We start from the raw sequence: 15,922 nt of genomic DNA on the forward strand, positions 1-15,922 counted from the left end.
CTTTGTCCTTCTCAAGGGGTGGGAGGGGCTCGCGTCCGGGCTCAAGGCCTCGGCCACAAGTACTTCTCGGTGTCGACCGACCCTCCCCAGCCGAGGATGTCGATCCACACATTGCGACCGTCGCGACCGTGGAAGCAGCCGATCTGCTTGGCGCCGCGGCCGTCGAAGTTGACGGTGTAGGCGCTGCCGAACCCGCCCGGGTACGCGTCGGAGTAGCACCGCACGGTGTGTTCGCCGATGGAGAGGTTCTCGTAGTTGACGACGAAGCGGCGGCAGCCGTTCGTGCAGTTCCCGTCGGCGTCACCCTGGGTGACCCACACGCGCGGCTGCGGAGGCGGAGGTGCGTCCTGCGTGCGTGCCTGAGCGGAGGCGCTCGTGGTGCTGCTGCCGGCGGCGCTCGTGCGCACCTCGATCGTGCCGGTGTGGCTGTAGCCGACATTGCGGGTCGTGTTGCCGCTCGCGGCCACCGTCTGCCAGCCGCCGCCGTCGATCCGGATCTGCGTCGTGATGTCGCGTCCGTTGCGGGCGGGTGAGGACCAGCCGTAGGTGATGCTCGTGCCGTTGGCCGACGCGGATGCCGCCGGGTTGCCGATCTGCCCGTAGGGCGCCACGGCGTTCGACTCCGCCGAGGGAGCGCCCTGCTCGGTCACACCGTCGACCGTCGTGACCGCCCGCACGCGGATGGTGTACGTGCCGTTGTTGTTGACCTGGCCGTTCCCGATCGTGCCCGAGCCGTTGTTGCCGCCGGCGACCCAGTCGCCGCGCCAGCCGCCGCCGTTGACGGAGTACTGGTAGCTCGCCTGCCCGGCGCTGGCGCCGTTGAGGGAGCCGGCGGTCCACGTGACGCTCACCCGGTTGTCGCCCTCGGTCGCGGCAACGCCCGTGGGCGCCGAGGCCTGACCGAACGACTGGCGCGGCGCCGACTCCGGGCTCCACTCCCCCCACCCGGCCTTGTTCTGCGCGCGGACGGCGAACGTGTACGGCGTCGACGAGTTGTCGACCGTGATGGCCTGGCTCGTCTGACCGGCGCCGACGGGCACGGTGTTGATGACGGAGCCGCCACGGGTGACGCGCACTTGGTACGCGCTGATCGCGTCGCCGTTGGCCGCCGGAGCGTTCCACGACACGCGCACCTGGTTCTGCGTGCCGACCGCGTCGAGGCGCTCGGTCGAGGGCGCGCCGGGGGCATCGGGGGCACGCGCCGGGATCTCACTGGCCGACCACGCGCTGAAGTCGGACGGCTCCGGAGCCTTGTTGTGGGCGCGCACGCGCACCTGATAGGCCACGCCGTTCTCCAGGCCGTCCCACGTGATGCGGGTGCCCGGGATGTTCGTCTTCTGCGCGACGCCGGAGGGCGGCGCGGGGGAGATCTCCAGCGTGTAGTTCTCGACGGGCGAGCCCTCCGTGCGCGGCACGGTCCACTCCACCAGCAGGCTCCGATCGCCGAAGGTCAGCGACGGCGGGGCGGGCTGGTCGGGCCGCTGGTCCGGCCGCGCGGTCTCGGACGGCAGCGACGGCTCCGAGGTTCCCACGCTGTTGGTGGCGGTCACGACGAAGTTGTACTCGACGTTGTTCGTGAGCCCATCGAGCGTGCACGTGGTCGAGGCGCACTGCTTGCTGTAGCTCGAGCCGGTGGCGGTGACGGTGTACCCGGTGATCGGACGGCCGTTGTCGATCGGCGGCGTCCAGGACAGCACCACCGTGCGACTCTCGACAGCGGTGACCGTGGGCTTGCCGGGGGCGTCGGGGCGGCCCTGCACCGTGATGCGGACACGGCCCTCCACACGGCGATCGGGGTCCTCGGTCTTGTCCTCCACGGTGTATCGGACCACCATCGTGCCGACGAAGTCGGAAGCGCTGGTGACCTCCACCCGGTCGCCGGCGACGCGGACGCGGGCGACGTCGCCGGACTCCGGCTCCGCCCCGACGATCTTCAGCGGGGTGTCCGGGAACGGGTTGACGTCGTTGCTCAGCACGGGAACCGAGATCGTCTCGCCCTGATCGGCCTGGTCGATGATGTCGTCGTTCGCGCTCGCCAGCTCCCGCGTCGATGCGGTTACCGTCACCGTCATCGGGGCGCTCACCGGAGCGGTCTGGCCGTCGGTGGTCTGCACCTGCAGGGAGAACTTGGTTCCCTTGTCGACGTTGGCGTCGGCGGTGACCCGAAGCGTGCCGCCGTCGATCGAGGCGTCGATCCCCGCGGGGGCCTGCGAGGCGAGGGTGAAGGTGAGCTTCTCGTCGTCGCCCGGGTCGGGGTCGGAGGCGAGCTCGCGGAGGTTCAGCGTCGCCGCGTCCTCGCCCGCGGCGACCGACAGAGACGCCCCCACGAAGGTGGGCGGCTGGTTCTCCGGCGGGAGCACCGTGATCGGGATCGTCAGCGTCGCCTTGCGCCCATCGGCGTCGTCCGGCCCATCGCCGTCCGTGACCTCGAACGTCAGCGCGTCCTGCCCGAAGTAGCGGTCCTTCGACGTGTAGACGAGGGTGGTCTGGTCCTTCACCAGGGCGTCACCGTTGGCGTGAGCCGCGCTGACCTTCGCGGCCTCCGTGATGACGACGCGCTTGCCTCCCGCGGCACGCACATAGTCGGCCAGCGGCAGCTCCACCGTCTCGCCGCTGTCGACGACGAGGGGCTCGGTCGACAGGAGGGTCGGCGGCAGCGCGTTGAGCGAGGGAACGCGGATGAACGCCGACGCGGACTGATCGTCGACGTCCGTGATCGTGTAGGTGATGAGCTGCGGCTCGTCGGTGAGGGTCACCCGCACCTTGTTCTCCCCGACCACCGAGGCGTTCTGGGCTCCCGTGCCCAGGGTCACCTCGAGGGCGCTGCGGGTGCCGTCGGGATCGTCGTCATTGTCGAGGACGGCGATCTCGGCGATCCCGGCCTCGTTGACGTCGTCGGCGACGACCCGGTCGTCGCGGGCGATGGGGCGCAGGAGCGGCACGTCCTCGTCGACGGTGATCTGGACCGAGGTGCTCGCCTCCAGCCCTCGCTCGTCGGCGATCGTGTACGAGACGCTCGTCTGCATCTCCTCGTCGGGTGCGGTGATCAGGAGGTATCGACCCGACACCTCGGCCTTGAGCCCCGGAACGCCCTCGGGGATCTCGACGGCGTCCTCGGCGAACCCGAACCGGTCGCCGTCGGGGTCCGAGTCGTTCTCGAGCACGTTGAGCGCCACCTGACGCCCGGGCCGCATCACGACGGAGTCGCGGACGGCATAGGGCGCCTGGTTCTCGGCCGCGGGAGGCGCGATCCCGAGCTGCACGGTGGCGGTGGCCTCCTTGCCGAGTCGATCGCGGACGGCGTAGGTGAAGGAGTCGACGCCGGTGGACTCGTCGAACGCCTCGTAGACGAACGAGGCGACCTTCTGCTCGACGATGCGCCCCTTGCCCGGAGCAGAGGCGAGACCGACGAGGTCGACGGAGTCTCCGTCGTCGTCGATGCCGTCCAGCGGAACCGGGATCTCGACCTTCGAACCGGCCAGCACCCGGGCGGTGAGGTCGCGGGGACGCGGAGCGGTGTTCGCCTCGTCGTCCCGCGCGAGGATCTGGATGCGCACGAAGCCCGCATCGCGCTGCCCCGTCGAGTCGACGACGTCGTAGGTGAGGTTGACGGTCTTCGGCTCGTCCCCGGCACGGAAGCGCACCGTGTCCTCCGAGACGAAGGCCTCGCCGTCGCCCGGGTCCACCGTCTCGACGAGGTCGGGGGCGACATGGATCGTGTCGCCGTTGGGGTGGTAGTCGTTCTCCAGCACGGGAATCGTGACGGTGTCGCCGACACGAACCACGGCCTGGTCGTTCACGGCGACCGGCGGACGCAGCTTCGCCGGCGCCGGCACGGGGATCACGACGATCTCACCGGTGGCCGAGGCCGTGCCGTTGGACACGGTGTACGCGACGCGGACCTGACCGGTGAGCCCGCTCTGGTCGGTGATCCGCACGGTCTCGTGGCCGAGTACCGCAGCCGCCACCCCGCTTCCGGGTTCGACACTCACCGACTGCACGACGAGGATGCCGCCGCCGGGGTCGGAATCGTTGCCGAGCACGTTGACGAGGACGTCGCCGCCCTTGGGGAGGAGCGCGATGTCACGCACCGCGATGGGCGGCAGGTCGTTCTCGTCGTCGGGGAGCACGTCGACGCGGACGATCCCGGGGACGGAGTTCGGTCCGGCCGACACCAGGTACTGCACGTAATGCGTGCCGACCTTGGCGGACGTGAAGGTGAACGTCTTCTCGGGGAGGTTCGTGGTGATCTTCGCGTCCTCGACCTCCTCGACGCGGGTCAGGCGCAACTGCTCACTGCCGGAGCTCGTGTCGTTGGTCAGCGGCGTGACCGTCACCGGCCGCCCCTCCCGGGTCACGACGTGATCCGCGTTGGTCACCGGCTGGGTCGTGCCGAGCGGACGGATGTCGAACACGGCGACGCCGGGCTGCGTGTCCTGACCGTCGGACATGATGATCGGCACCTCTTTGCGGCCCTGCACCCCGCCGATGGCGCGGTAGGTGATCTGTCCGTCGGAGGTGAAGTCAGCCTCGTCGCCGCCATCGGGCACCACGTCGTAGAGGAAGATGTCGTCCCCGTCGGGGTCGATCCAGTCCGGCAGGACGTTGTACGACGCGGTGCCGCCGGCCTCCACCGGGATGGCGGTCTTGCGACGCTGCTGCGGCGGGGAGTTCTGATCGAGGGGACGCACCGTGAGGGTCACCCGCGCGGTGTCGGTGCCGCCGCGACCGTCGTCGACTTCGTAGGTGAACGAGGTCGAGCCCGAGGCGTCCTCCTCGGTGGTGATCTGCAGGGCGGCCCCGTTGTGGATGGGCTCGATCGTGCCGAACCCGGGGTCACGCTCGACCGCGGCGACGAGCACGTCGCCGTCGGCGTCGGTGTCGTTCTCGAGCACCGGGAGCACGGTCGTGCGGCCCGGACGGACACCGTACTGGTCGTCGTTCGCGATCGGCGGCGTGTTGTTCTCGGTGCGCTCGGGAAGAGTCGTCTGGACCGACTCCTCGGTGGTCTCCTCTTCCTCTTCGCCCTCACCCTCCGGCGGCGTGATGTCCTGCCAGTTGTCCACGCGCTGCATCGAGTCGCTGGCCATCCACGCCGCGCCGCCGAACACGTCGTTGAGCACGACGACGTCGCGGTTCACGCGGAACCGCAACTGGCTGGTGGGGTCGATTCCCGGCACCGTCTCGGAGCGGTCGTCGGCCTCGCCGGGACAGTCGCGGATGAACGCGCCGGTACCCGACCACGCGCCGTAGGCGCACCCGGCGACGAACACCGGTTCGGCGGCGGCACCGTCGGGGGATTCGGCGGCGATGCGAACGGGCTCGCCGCCGCCGATCGGCACGCGCACGAGCTCCGATGCCGTGGCGAGAGTCACCGCATCCGTGGCTTCGGAGGGCTGCTGGAGGATCGCGTCCGCCGGCACTTCCACTCGCGTGCCGTCGCTCCCGTAGAGGGTGTTGGTGTCGTTGTCGAGCGCGAAGGCGATGTTGCCCACGGCCGTCACCTGCAGGGTGTGCCCGGGCTCGACGCCCTCCAGCTCCCTCTCCCCCGAGGTCGTCACGGCGCCGTCGGCATCGCGTCCGAACGCGACGAGGGTCGCCTTCTCGGTGGAAGCGGCATAAACGGTGCCGTCGACGGCCACGGCCGCCACGGCTCCGTCGCCGAGCTCGGCGACCGGGTCGGACGCTTCGGGAGCGAAGGACGAGATGGCCCCGAACTCGGTGATCCAGACTCGGCCACCGTCGCCGACCATCGCCACGGAGTCCGCCCCCAGCGACAGCCGGGCTCCCGGCGGCAGGTCGGTGCCGGAACCGAGCGAGACGCGGGCCGGGTCGATGGCCGTCACCGTCTTCTCGTCGACCACGAGCACGCGCGATCCGGCTTGGAGCACGTCGTACTCGGTGCCCGCGGCGCGGAGTCCGCCGTCGAGGACCTTCGATTCGTGGTTGAAGTGACCGACCAGCATGCTCGACTGCTTGGTGAGCCACACCCCTCCGTCGTGGAGGTCGACCTCCGTGGTGGGGCTCCCCTCATAGACGAAGGCGAGGGTTCCGAGGGTCACGGCGGCGGCGCCGACCACGGCGACGGATGCCAGCGTCCGTGGACGGGCGCGAAGCCACGCGAAGGACCTCATTCGGCTCGGCTCCCCCCGGGCTGATCTCTGCGTGGCGTCGGGCACTGATCGCTGAATCAGTCGCTCACTCTTACGGAACGACTGACAGCCTACGTGACCTCGCGCGATCTTCCACCTGCCCGAGGAGGGGAGAACTCCCCATTTTTCCGGGGCCGCGTCTCGTCGCTGTGCTCCCCGTGTGACCGGTCAGGTGGCGACGTAGGCCGCGAGGTGCTGGGCGGTCAGTGTAGACCCGTCGGCCACGAGAGCGGCCGGCGTCCCCTCGAAGACGACCGTGCCGCCGTCGTTCCCTGCCCCCGGCCCGATATCGATGATCCAGTCGGCATGGGCCATGACGGCCTGGTGGTGCTCGATCACGATGACGGAGTTCCCTGCCTCGACGAGACGGTCGAGCAAACCCAGCAGGTTGTCGACGTCGGCGAGGTGGAGGCCCGTCGTCGGCTCGTCGAGGACGTAGACCGCGCCCTTCTTGGCCATGGAGATCGCGAGCTTCAACCGCTGCCGCTCGCCGCCGGACAACGTGTTCAATGCCTGCCCGAGGGTGATGTAGCCGAGGCCGACATCCACCATGCGCGAGAGCGTCGGACCGGCAGGGCTCTTCGGGGCGGCGGTAGCCAGGAACTCGAGCGCCTCGGCGGCCGACATCGCGAGCACCTCGGCGATCGTGCGCCCCTCCAGGAGGTATTCGAGGACGGCCTCACTGAAGCCCGACCCCTCGCACAACTCGCAGCGCGTCTCGACGCTTTGCGTGAAACCGAGATTCGTGATGATGACGCCGAGTCCGCGGCACGCGGGGCACGCTCCCTCGGAGTTCGCGCTGAACAGACCCGGTTTGACCCCGTTGGCCTTCGCGAAGGCGGTGCGGACCGCATCCAGCACGCCGGTGTAGGTCGCGGGGCTGCTGCGTCGCGACCCCTTGATGGGCGCCTGGTCCACGACGACGACGCCCTCGAACGACGGCACGTTGCCGTGGATCAGCGACGACTTGCCCGACCCGGCGACACCGGTGACGACGGTGAGGACGCCGAGCGGAATGTCGACGTCGACCTCCTTCAGGTTGTGCTGAGTCGCTCCGCGGATCGGCAGGACGGACGAGGGAGTGCGCGTCTGCGTCTTGAGCGCGGCGCGGTGGTCGAGGTGGCGGCCCGTCAGCGTGTCCGACGCGCGGAGCCCCGCCAGGTCGCCTTCATACATGATGCGACCGCCGTCGCGTCCGGCGCCGGGGCCGAGATCCACGATGTGATCGGCGATCGCGATGACCTCGGGTTTGTGCTCCACCACGAGCACCGTGTTCCCCTTGTCCCGCAGGTGGCCGAGGAGCGCGTTCATCCGTTGGATGTCGTGCGGGTGCAGCCCGGCGGTCGGCTCGTCGAACACGTAGGTGACATCGGTGAGGCTCGATCCCAAGTGACGGATCATCTTCGTCCGCTGCGCCTCACCTCCGGACAGCGTGCCGCTGGAGCGATCGAGCGACAGATAGCCCAGGCCGATGTCGATGAACGACGCGACGGTCTGCCGCAGCCCCGCCACCAGGGGGGCCACTTCGGCGGCATCGATGCCCTCGAGCCAGGCGGCGAGGTCGGTGATCTGCATCGCGGCGACCTCGGCGATGTTCTTCCCGTCGATCCGAGATGACCGCGCCCCCTCGTTGAGGCGGGTGCCCCCGCAGTCCGGGCACGGCAGGAATTTCACCGCACGATCGACGAACGCGCGGATATGGGGCTGCAGGGCATCGCGATCCTTCTGCAGCATCGACTTCGTGATCTTGGGGATGAGCCCCTCGTAGGTCATGTTGATGTTCTGGATCTTGACCTTCGTCGGCTCTTTATAGAGGAAATCGTCGAGCTCCTGCGAGGTGTACGCGGCGATCGGCTTGTCCGGATCGAGGAACCCGGACTCGGTGTATCCCCGCACCATCCATCCGTCGACGCTGTATCCGGGAACGCGGATCGCGCCGGCCGCGAGCGAGAGCGAACGATCCAGCACCTCGTCGAGGTCGACGTCGCTCGTCTCCCCCAGACCCTCGCACCGCGGGCACATGCCCCCCGTGATCTCGAACGACCGGCGCTCCTTCTTGCCCTTGTCCGGTCCGACGGCGATCGTGACGGCGCCCGCGCCGGAGACCGACGGGACGTTGAACGAGAACGCTTGCGGCGATCCGACGTGCGGATCGCCGAGCCGGCTGAACAGCAGCCGGAGCATGGCGTGCACATCGGTCGCAGTACCCACGGTGGAGCGGGCGTTGGACCCCATCCGCTCCTGATCGACGATGATGGCCGGGCTGATGTTCTCGAGCGCATCGACCTCGGGGCGAGACAACTGGCCCATGAACTGCTGCACGAACGTGGGATACGTCTCGTTGATGAGCCGCTGCGACTCGTTCGCGATCGTCCCGAACACGAGCGACGACTTGCCGGATCCACTCACCCCGGTGAACACGGTGAGCCGACGCTTGGGGATCTCGACGTCGATCCCCTGGAGGTTGTTCTCCCGCGCACCGACGACGCGAATCCTGTCGTGTCCGTCGGCGGGGTGCGCAGCATCGGGCATGGTCGTCCTCTCGGAGGTGGAGGCAAGGTCGCTGTGACGATACCCGGTGCCGCCAACGCGCGACAGAGGAGGTCGAGCGCGACCGAGTCGGGGAGGAACCGGTGCCCGGGTCGAGCGGGGAGGCTCGCGAGGCGAACCAGCGGTGGTCACGATCGTGGTGAACATGGCGTGGGTCGATCAGCGCGATCGCGACGTCGACATCGGGGAGCAGCATTGTTCCGTTCCGCGCCCCTTCTCGGGCGGTCCGGCAGCGGCCGACCACAGTGTGGCGCTGTCGAGTGCGACGTGATACCTGCGGACCGCAGCAGCACCCCGAGCGGGGTGCGCACCATGGAGCGGGTGAATCCCCGAATGCACGTGATTTCCAAATGGGGCGGACGAATCTCCAGAATGCATGTACTTTCCAACTAGCGTCGAAAATCACGATCCCCCGATGATCCGAAAGGAAACAGAATGAGGATCTCCCCCGTTGCAGTGCTCGCCCTGCTCGGCACACTCGTTCTGTCAGGTTGCTCCGCCGCCGAACCCACTCTCCCGACGGAGAGCACCACACCCAGGGAGACAGCGAACGAGGCCTCATCCCACATCGCCGAGTTGTACGCTCCCGATGCGCTGCCGCTGAGCGAGTACGTAAACCGCTACCCGGCCTACACGCCGGCCGAGCTCCGTGGAGTGCAGTTCCTCGCCGAAGGCGCGGCAACCGCAACCGAGGAGTTCCCACTCGCCGACGTCGCCTTGGACACCACGTCGCTCATCTTGGCAATCTTCTGCGACGCCGACTCGCCCTACGAGATCGCGGTGATGAGGGGCACCGACGTCATCGATCGCACGTGGGGGGCTCAGTGTCCCCGGGACGGGATCGTCTTCTACACGACCGCGTCGCTGGCCATCGCGTCCGACGGCCTGTCCGTACGAGCCACAGTCGACGACGGAACGCCGTACCGACTCTCGGTTGCAGCGGTCGCCCCCCACAGCCCGTAACGCATCTCGCACGTCACCAGATCCCCCCAATACAACAGAACGAAAGAATCGAGGACGCTCATGAAGATCAACCGAACAGCGCAGGGACGGGACACATCGAGGGCAAGCCGATCGGCGCGCGGCAGCAAGGCGCGCAAACCTCGCCTGTTGCATCTGGGCATGGTGGCCACCCTCGTCGCCGCAGTGCTGACCGCCGCCCCCACAGCGCCGGCGTCTGCGGCGACGTGCGAAACAGGCAGCACGCGGACATCAAGGACGCTGTCGTCGACCTCGGTGTACCTCGGAAACGCAAACAACCGCGTGTACGGGCAGTCCGGCGGCACGATCTCGATCTCATACGGAGAGACGTGGACCACCACGGGAACGCTGAGCGTCTCGGGCACCGCGAACGCCGGCGTCGTGTTCGCAAATGTCAGCGTCACTGTGGGGGTATCCGTGTCTTACTCACGGGCGACGTCGGCGACGAGCAGCTACACCTGGAAAGTACCGAAGTCGCAGAAGACCGGTTGGGTCGAGCGCGGAAACTACGGATACAAGGGCGCGTATACCTACGGTTACTACAAGTCCCCCTGCACCTGGGTGGAACTGGGATCCGGTTCGTATAAGGGTGCAACCTCACGGCCCTGGTACACACACAGTTGAGCACAGAGCGGATGAAACGGTCCGCTTGGCACAGATGAACGAGAGTGCGACTGTCGCTGTCAGGCCGTGGCGACCGTGATGCGAAGTCGATCGCGGTCGCCACGCTCGCCGCAAGCCCCAATGGGTGACTCTGCGAGGACGCGAGATCCCTCGCATGGGCGACTGCGAACCGCGAGAGGACGACGAGGTCTGCGGGACGATGAGGAGGTTTACGGCGACGCCGGCAGCCCCTCCGCGTGCTCCGAACCTTCGAGAAGCCTCCGGTCAGATCGCGCGGAAGCATCCCTCCACGTGGTCGTCGACCATGCCGGCCGACTGCATGAGCGCGTACATCGTGGTCGACCCGACGAAGCGGAACCCGGCCTTTCGCAGTGCCTTCGACATCGCGTCGGACGCGGGCGACGTGGCGGGCACATCGGAGAAGGAGGCCGGGCGGGGCCGCGGCGGCGGGGCGAACGACCACATGAGCTCATCGAGCTGCCCGGGCGCCATCGTCGTCACCAGGCGCGCGTTGGAGATGGTGGCCTCGATCTTGAGCCGATTGCGCACGATCCCTGCGTCACTCAGGAGCCGCTCGACGTCGGCGTCGGTGAATCCCGCGACGAGCTCGGGCTCGAAGCCGGCGAAGACCTCGCGGAATCGAGGGCGCTTGCGCAGGATGGTGATCCAGCTGAGCCCGGCTTGGAAACCCTCCAGGCTCATCTTCTCGAAGAGGGCGCGGTCGCCGTGCAGGGGCCTTCCCCACTCCTCGTCGTGGTAGCGGCGGTACTCCGCGTCGTCTCCGACCCACGCACACCGGGCGATCCCATCCGGCCCGACACGGATATCGCCCGTCGCGGGCGGGAGGTCGTTCGTCACAGGGTGACCCTATCGGCCGCCGCCGACACCGCGCCGCGTGGGCGGCCAGACCTGGGGACGGCCCCCCGACCCCCGCGGAAAATGACCTCCGCGGGAAATGAAGGAGGGGGGACCGTTCACCCAAACGGTCCCCCCAAAGAGCTGCTATGCGCGCCTCGAAGCCGATTGGGCACGCACCGCACCGGTGCTCTCATAGATGTAGTGTCCGCAGCGACCCGATTCCTGACACGATCCCGGCCATCGTTACCTTTTCGTGACAAACGTCACTTCTTGGCAGCCTTCTCCGACACCGGGGCGGCACCGGAGGCAGCCAGGGCCGCGTAGTGCGCGCGGGCCTCGTCCTGCCGCTCCCGCTCGGCGCCCGAGGCGATCGGTGCGCGCACGTGCTCGGGCGCGAAGCCGAAGGCATCGACGAGGTCCTGAGCATGCGGACGCAGGCGCAGGCACAACCGGTCGATGTAGCGGCCCACGGTGGCGGCCCGCTGCGTCGACAGGCGTCCGTTCATCAGGTACCAGGCCAGGTGCTTCTCGATGAGGGAGAGACCGAACAGGTCGCGCAACCACGTGAGCACCCGGCGCGTCCCGTCGTCGGTCGTGCGGCGGATGCCGTCGCTGAACGCCTCCCATTGCAGCAGCTCGCCGTGTGCCCTCGCCGCCTCGATCAGCTCCGCCTGGTTGGCGTTGAAGATCGCCGCCGCCTCGGCAGGACCGGCCTTCGCCGCGGGCCGCAGACGCCCGGCGATGTCGGAGATCATCTGCTCCACCCGCCCGGCGAGGAGTTCATGCTGCTGCTCCTCCCGAAGCCCCAGCTCCACCGACCGCGCGGGCGAGCCGAGGTCGGCGACGGCCTGGCCCAGCTGACGCAGCCCCGCTCCGTGGAAGACCTTCCCGGCCGTCTGACGCGCCGCGAAGGTGGCGAGCTTGGCAGCGTCCGCGCCCTTGAACTGCTGGGCGAAGTCGGACAGCAGCCGCTTGCCCACCAACTGCAGGAGCACGTTGTTGTCCCCCTCGAAGGTCACGTAGACGTCGAGGTCGTGGTGGAGGCCCACGAGCCGGTTCTCGGCCAGGAACCCCGCACCGCCGCACGCCTCGCGGCACTCCTGGATCGTGTCGAGCGCGTTCCACGTGGAGAGGGGCTTGAGCGCTGCGGCGAGGGTTTCCAGATCCTCCCGCTCGGCCGGCGTGTCGGCGCTGCCCCCGAAAACCCCGTCGAACTTCTGCAGCAACTCGTCGTTCGCGAAGAACTGCGCGTACACCTGGGCGAGCCGGGGCAGCAGGCGACGCTGGTGCTTGCCGTAGTCGAGGAGGACGACCTCGTCCGAGCCCGCACCCGAGTCGAACTGTCGGCGCTGGTTCGCATACGTCAGCGCGATGTAGAGGGCGAGCGCCGTACCCGTGGTCGCGGCGCCGTCGAGCGAGACGCGCCCCTGGACGAGCGCGCCCAGCATCGTGAAGAACCGGCGACCGGGCGAGGGGATCTCGCTCGAGTAAGTACCGTCCGGAGCCACGTCGCCGTAGCGGTTGAGGAGGTTCGTGCGGGGGATGCGCACGTGGTCGAAGTGGAGCCGACCGTTGTCGATGCCGTTCAGACCGCCTTTGACCCCGTCGTCCTCCCCTCCGACTCCGGGGAGGAAGTGGCCCTCGTCGTCGCGCAGCGGGACGAAGAAGCAGTGGACACCGTAATTGACGCCCCCCGTGATCAGCTGCGCGAACACGGTCGCCGCCTTGCCATGCAGCGCCGCGTTGCCCAGGTAGTCCTTCCAGGCGCCGCGGAACGGCGTATGGATGACGAACTCCTCGGTGTCGGGGTCATAGGTGGCCGTGGTGCCGATCGCGGCGACGTCGGATCCGTGCCCCGTCTCGGTCATCGCGAAGGCCCCCGGCAGGTCGAGGGAGATCACATCGCGGAGCCACGCGTCGTGGTGCGGCTTCGTGCCGAGCTGGTAGATCGCCGAGCCGAACAGCCCCCACTGGACGCCCGACTTGATCTGCAGGCTGGGGTCGGCCAGCACGAGCTCCATGAATCCGGCGAGGTTGGCACCGTTGTCGTTCAGACCGCCGTACTCCTCGGGGAAGGCACGGCGCGATCCGTCGTTCTCGACGAGCAGCCGGAGCTGGCCGAGCACGCGTTCCCGATGATCGGCCATCGACTGCCCCTCGACGCGCCAGAAGGCGGGGTTCTTGATCATCTCGCGCGCGGTGCGGCGCGTCTCGGCCCACGTGCCCAGGAGCGCGTCGGTGACGGCGGGCACGTCGATACGGGGCTCATGCGCCTCGTCGGCGGTGTGTGCGGCGGTCGGAGCGCCGCCGGCGGGCGTGCGCGTGTTGGTCGCGGGCTTCTTCGAACGGACGGCAGCGTCGGTCATCGCATCCCTCTCGACGGCGGAGGACGGAAAAGGTCAGTCTCGACGGTAGGTGTGACACAAGGGGGCGGCAAACCGATTGGTTGCGGCGCACAAGAGCCGCCCGCTCCGCACCCCCGTCTCGTTGTGTGGAACCCACACCCGTCCGGGGTGACACTCAGTCTCACGCGATGGGGCCGGTTCGGTGGGGCGAGGGCGGACACAACGGCGGACGCCGGGCGTGACACGCCGGGCCCGAGCGGCGGAGGCGCGGCGTGTCGCCCCGCGTATCCGCCGTTGTGCACGGACAGGCGGGACAGGCGGGGCGGGGATGGAGGGGAGGGGATCAGGCGGCGGCGATGACGGCGAGAACGGCCTCGCCGTAGGCCTCGCGCTTCTTCGCACCGATGCCGGTGATGCCGCTCAAGTCGTCGATCGTGCGCGGTCGCTTGTCGGCGAGGGCGCGGAGGGTCGCGTCGCCGAACACGATGTAGGCGGGCACGCCCTGCTCCCGCGCCTGCTCGGCCCGCCAGGCGCGCAACGCCTCGAACAGGTCGCGGTCGCCCGCGGCCACGTTTTCCGGCGCGCTGGACTTGCGGATCCGGGTCGTGTTCGCCCGCCCCAGAACGTCGCGTCGGAGCGGGACCGACTGCTCCCCCCGCAGCACGGCACCGCCCTCGGGTCCCACCGCGAGCGTGCCGTACTCGCCTTGCGCGGCCAGGATGCCCCGGGCGAGGAGCTGACGGATGACCGAGCGCCAGTCCTGATCGCTCAGGTCGGCGCCGATGCCGTACGTCGCGAGCCGGTCATGCCCCTGCTGCACGATGCGTTCCGTCGACGCGCCGCGAAGGATGTCGACGAGGTGCCCCGCGCCGAAGGCCTGACCTCGTTCGCGCTGGAGGCGGACGATCGTGGAGAGCAGCTTCTGCGACGGCACCAGGCCGTCCCAGGTCTCGGGAGCTTCGAGGCACGTGTCGCAGTTGCCGCAGGGCGAGGACTCCTGCCCGAAGTAGGCGAGGAGGTTCTGCCGGCGACAGGCGACGGTCTCGCACAGGGCGAGCATGGCGTCGAGGTGCTGCCCGAGACGCATCTTGAACGCCCGGTCGCCGGGCGACTGGTCGATGAGGCGTCGCTGCTGGACGACGTCGCCCAGACCATAGGCCATCCATGCCACGGCCGGCTCTCCGTCTCGGCCGGCGCGACCGGTCTCCTGGTAGTAGCCCTCGACAGACTTGGGAAGGTCGATGTGGGCGACGAACCGCACGTCGGGCTTGTCGATCCCCATGCCGAAGGCGATCGTCGCGACGATGACGACGCCCTCGTCGCGGAGGAAGCGCGATTGATGCGCCGCACGCATCTCGGCCGGGAGCCCGGCGTGATAGGGCAAGGCGTCGATGCCGGCGGCCCGGAGATACTCGGCGGTCTGCTCGACGGACTTCCGGCTGAGCGCGTACACGATCCCCGCCGCCCCGGACTGCGCGCGGACGAAGGCGGCGAGCTGGCGGCGCGGATCGACTTTCGGCTCGATGCGGTACTGGATGTTGGGTCGGTCGAAGCTCGCGACGAAGTGCCGCGCCCGGGGCAGTCGCAGCCTCTCGGTGAGCTCCTTGTGGGTGGCGCGGGTGGCGGTGGCGGTGAGGGCCATCCGCGGAACCCCGGGGAACCGTTCGCCCAGGTCCCCCAGCGCAAGATAGTCGGGACGGAAGTCGTGGCCCCACTGGCTGACACAGTGCGCCTCGTCGATCGCGATGACGCTGAGCCGCCCGCGCTGGAGGAGCGCACTGGTCGCCGGCACGCTCAACCGCTCGGGTGCGACGTAGAGAAGGTCGAGCTCGCCGTCGAGGAAAGCACGCTCGACGCCGGCACGCTCCCCCGCCGTCTGGGTCGAGTTGAGATAGGCGGCGCGCACGCCGTTCGCGACGAGGGCGTCGACCTGATCGTGCATCAGCGCGATGAGCGGGCTGACCACGAGTCCGGTTCCCGGCCGCACCAGCGCCGGCACATGATAGGTGATGGACTTGCCGCCACCGGTGGGCATGAGCACGACGGCGTCTCCGCCACCCACGACGTGCGCGACGATGTCGGCCTGGTCGCCACGGAAGTCGTCATACCCGAACACGTCTTTGAGCACGGCCCGGGGATCGTGACCGGTGCGGTCGTGACGCGGAAGCTCCAGGACCGCGGCCTCGACGGCGGAGGGCGCGTCGCCCCGCGTCGCCCGGGCGAGGGCGCCCGCGTATCCGTCGAACGCCGGATCGGGTGGCAGCGGCGCGTCGGGATCGGGGGGCGGCGGCGCGTCGTCGGGATCCCACACGAGGTCGGCGTAGGGGTCGTTGCTCCAGTCGCCGTCACTCACCCGCACCACCCTAGCCGTGCCCTCCGACAGTCGGGGGCGTCGGAAGGAGCACGCCGCCG

General features: G+C 69.1%; 8 protein-coding genes. 3 read left to right on the forward strand and 5 right to left on the reverse strand.

The window, feature by feature from the left end; all coding sequences use genetic code 11:
* Positions 1-41 precede the first annotated feature (41 nt).
* Positions 42-6,134, reverse strand: a complete 6,093-nt coding sequence (locus tag AVP41_RS11540) for an Ig-like domain-containing protein (RefSeq protein ID WP_067164454.1) — start codon at positions 6,132-6,134, stop codon at positions 42-44.
* 186 nt (positions 6,135-6,320) lie between these two features.
* Positions 6,321-8,684: an ATP-binding cassette domain-containing protein gene (locus tag AVP41_RS11545; RefSeq protein ID WP_067164457.1), complete on the reverse strand. Its 2,364-nt coding sequence runs from the start codon at positions 8,682-8,684 to the stop codon at positions 6,321-6,323.
* A gap of 142 nt (positions 8,685-8,826) precedes the next feature.
* Here AVP41_RS11545 and AVP41_RS16680 point away from each other — a divergent pair, with 142 nt between their 5' ends.
* The 3 genes from AVP41_RS16680 (at position 8,827) to AVP41_RS16685 (ending at position 10,307) form a co-directional block, all read left to right on the forward strand.
* Complete coding sequence (locus AVP41_RS16680) at positions 8,827-8,973, forward strand: hypothetical protein (RefSeq protein WP_157532467.1); 147 nt, start codon at positions 8,827-8,829, stop codon at positions 8,971-8,973.
* Between the two features lie 164 nt (positions 8,974-9,137).
* Entirely contained in the window at positions 9,138-9,665 is a 528-nt protein-coding gene (locus AVP41_RS11550) for a hypothetical protein (RefSeq protein WP_157532468.1), read from the forward strand.
* Between the two features lie 60 nt (positions 9,666-9,725).
* Complete coding sequence (locus AVP41_RS16685) at positions 9,726-10,307, forward strand: hypothetical protein (RefSeq protein WP_157532469.1); 582 nt, start codon at positions 9,726-9,728, stop codon at positions 10,305-10,307.
* Between the two features lie 264 nt (positions 10,308-10,571).
* On the opposite strand, the gene AVP41_RS11560 is transcribed toward AVP41_RS16685, so the two are convergent.
* The 3 genes from AVP41_RS11560 to recQ form a co-directional block, all read right to left on the reverse strand.
* Entirely contained in the window at positions 10,572-11,165 is a 594-nt protein-coding gene (locus AVP41_RS11560) for a DNA-3-methyladenine glycosylase I (protein ID WP_067164464.1), read from the reverse strand.
* 263 nt (positions 11,166-11,428) lie between these two features.
* Complete coding sequence (locus AVP41_RS11565) at positions 11,429-13,531, reverse strand: acyl-CoA dehydrogenase family protein (protein WP_067164466.1); 2,103 nt, start codon at positions 13,529-13,531, stop codon at positions 11,429-11,431.
* A gap of 322 nt (positions 13,532-13,853) precedes the next feature.
* On the reverse strand, positions 13,854-15,863 hold the full coding sequence (gene recQ / locus AVP41_RS11570) for a DNA helicase RecQ (RefSeq protein WP_067165883.1): 2,010 nt from the start codon (positions 15,861-15,863) through the stop codon (positions 13,854-13,856).
* Between the last annotated feature and the right edge of the window lie 59 nt (positions 15,864-15,922).

This window comes from Microbacterium sp. TNHR37B (assembly GCF_001620065.1).
Taxonomy (GTDB): domain Bacteria; phylum Actinomycetota; class Actinomycetes; order Actinomycetales; family Microbacteriaceae; genus Microbacterium.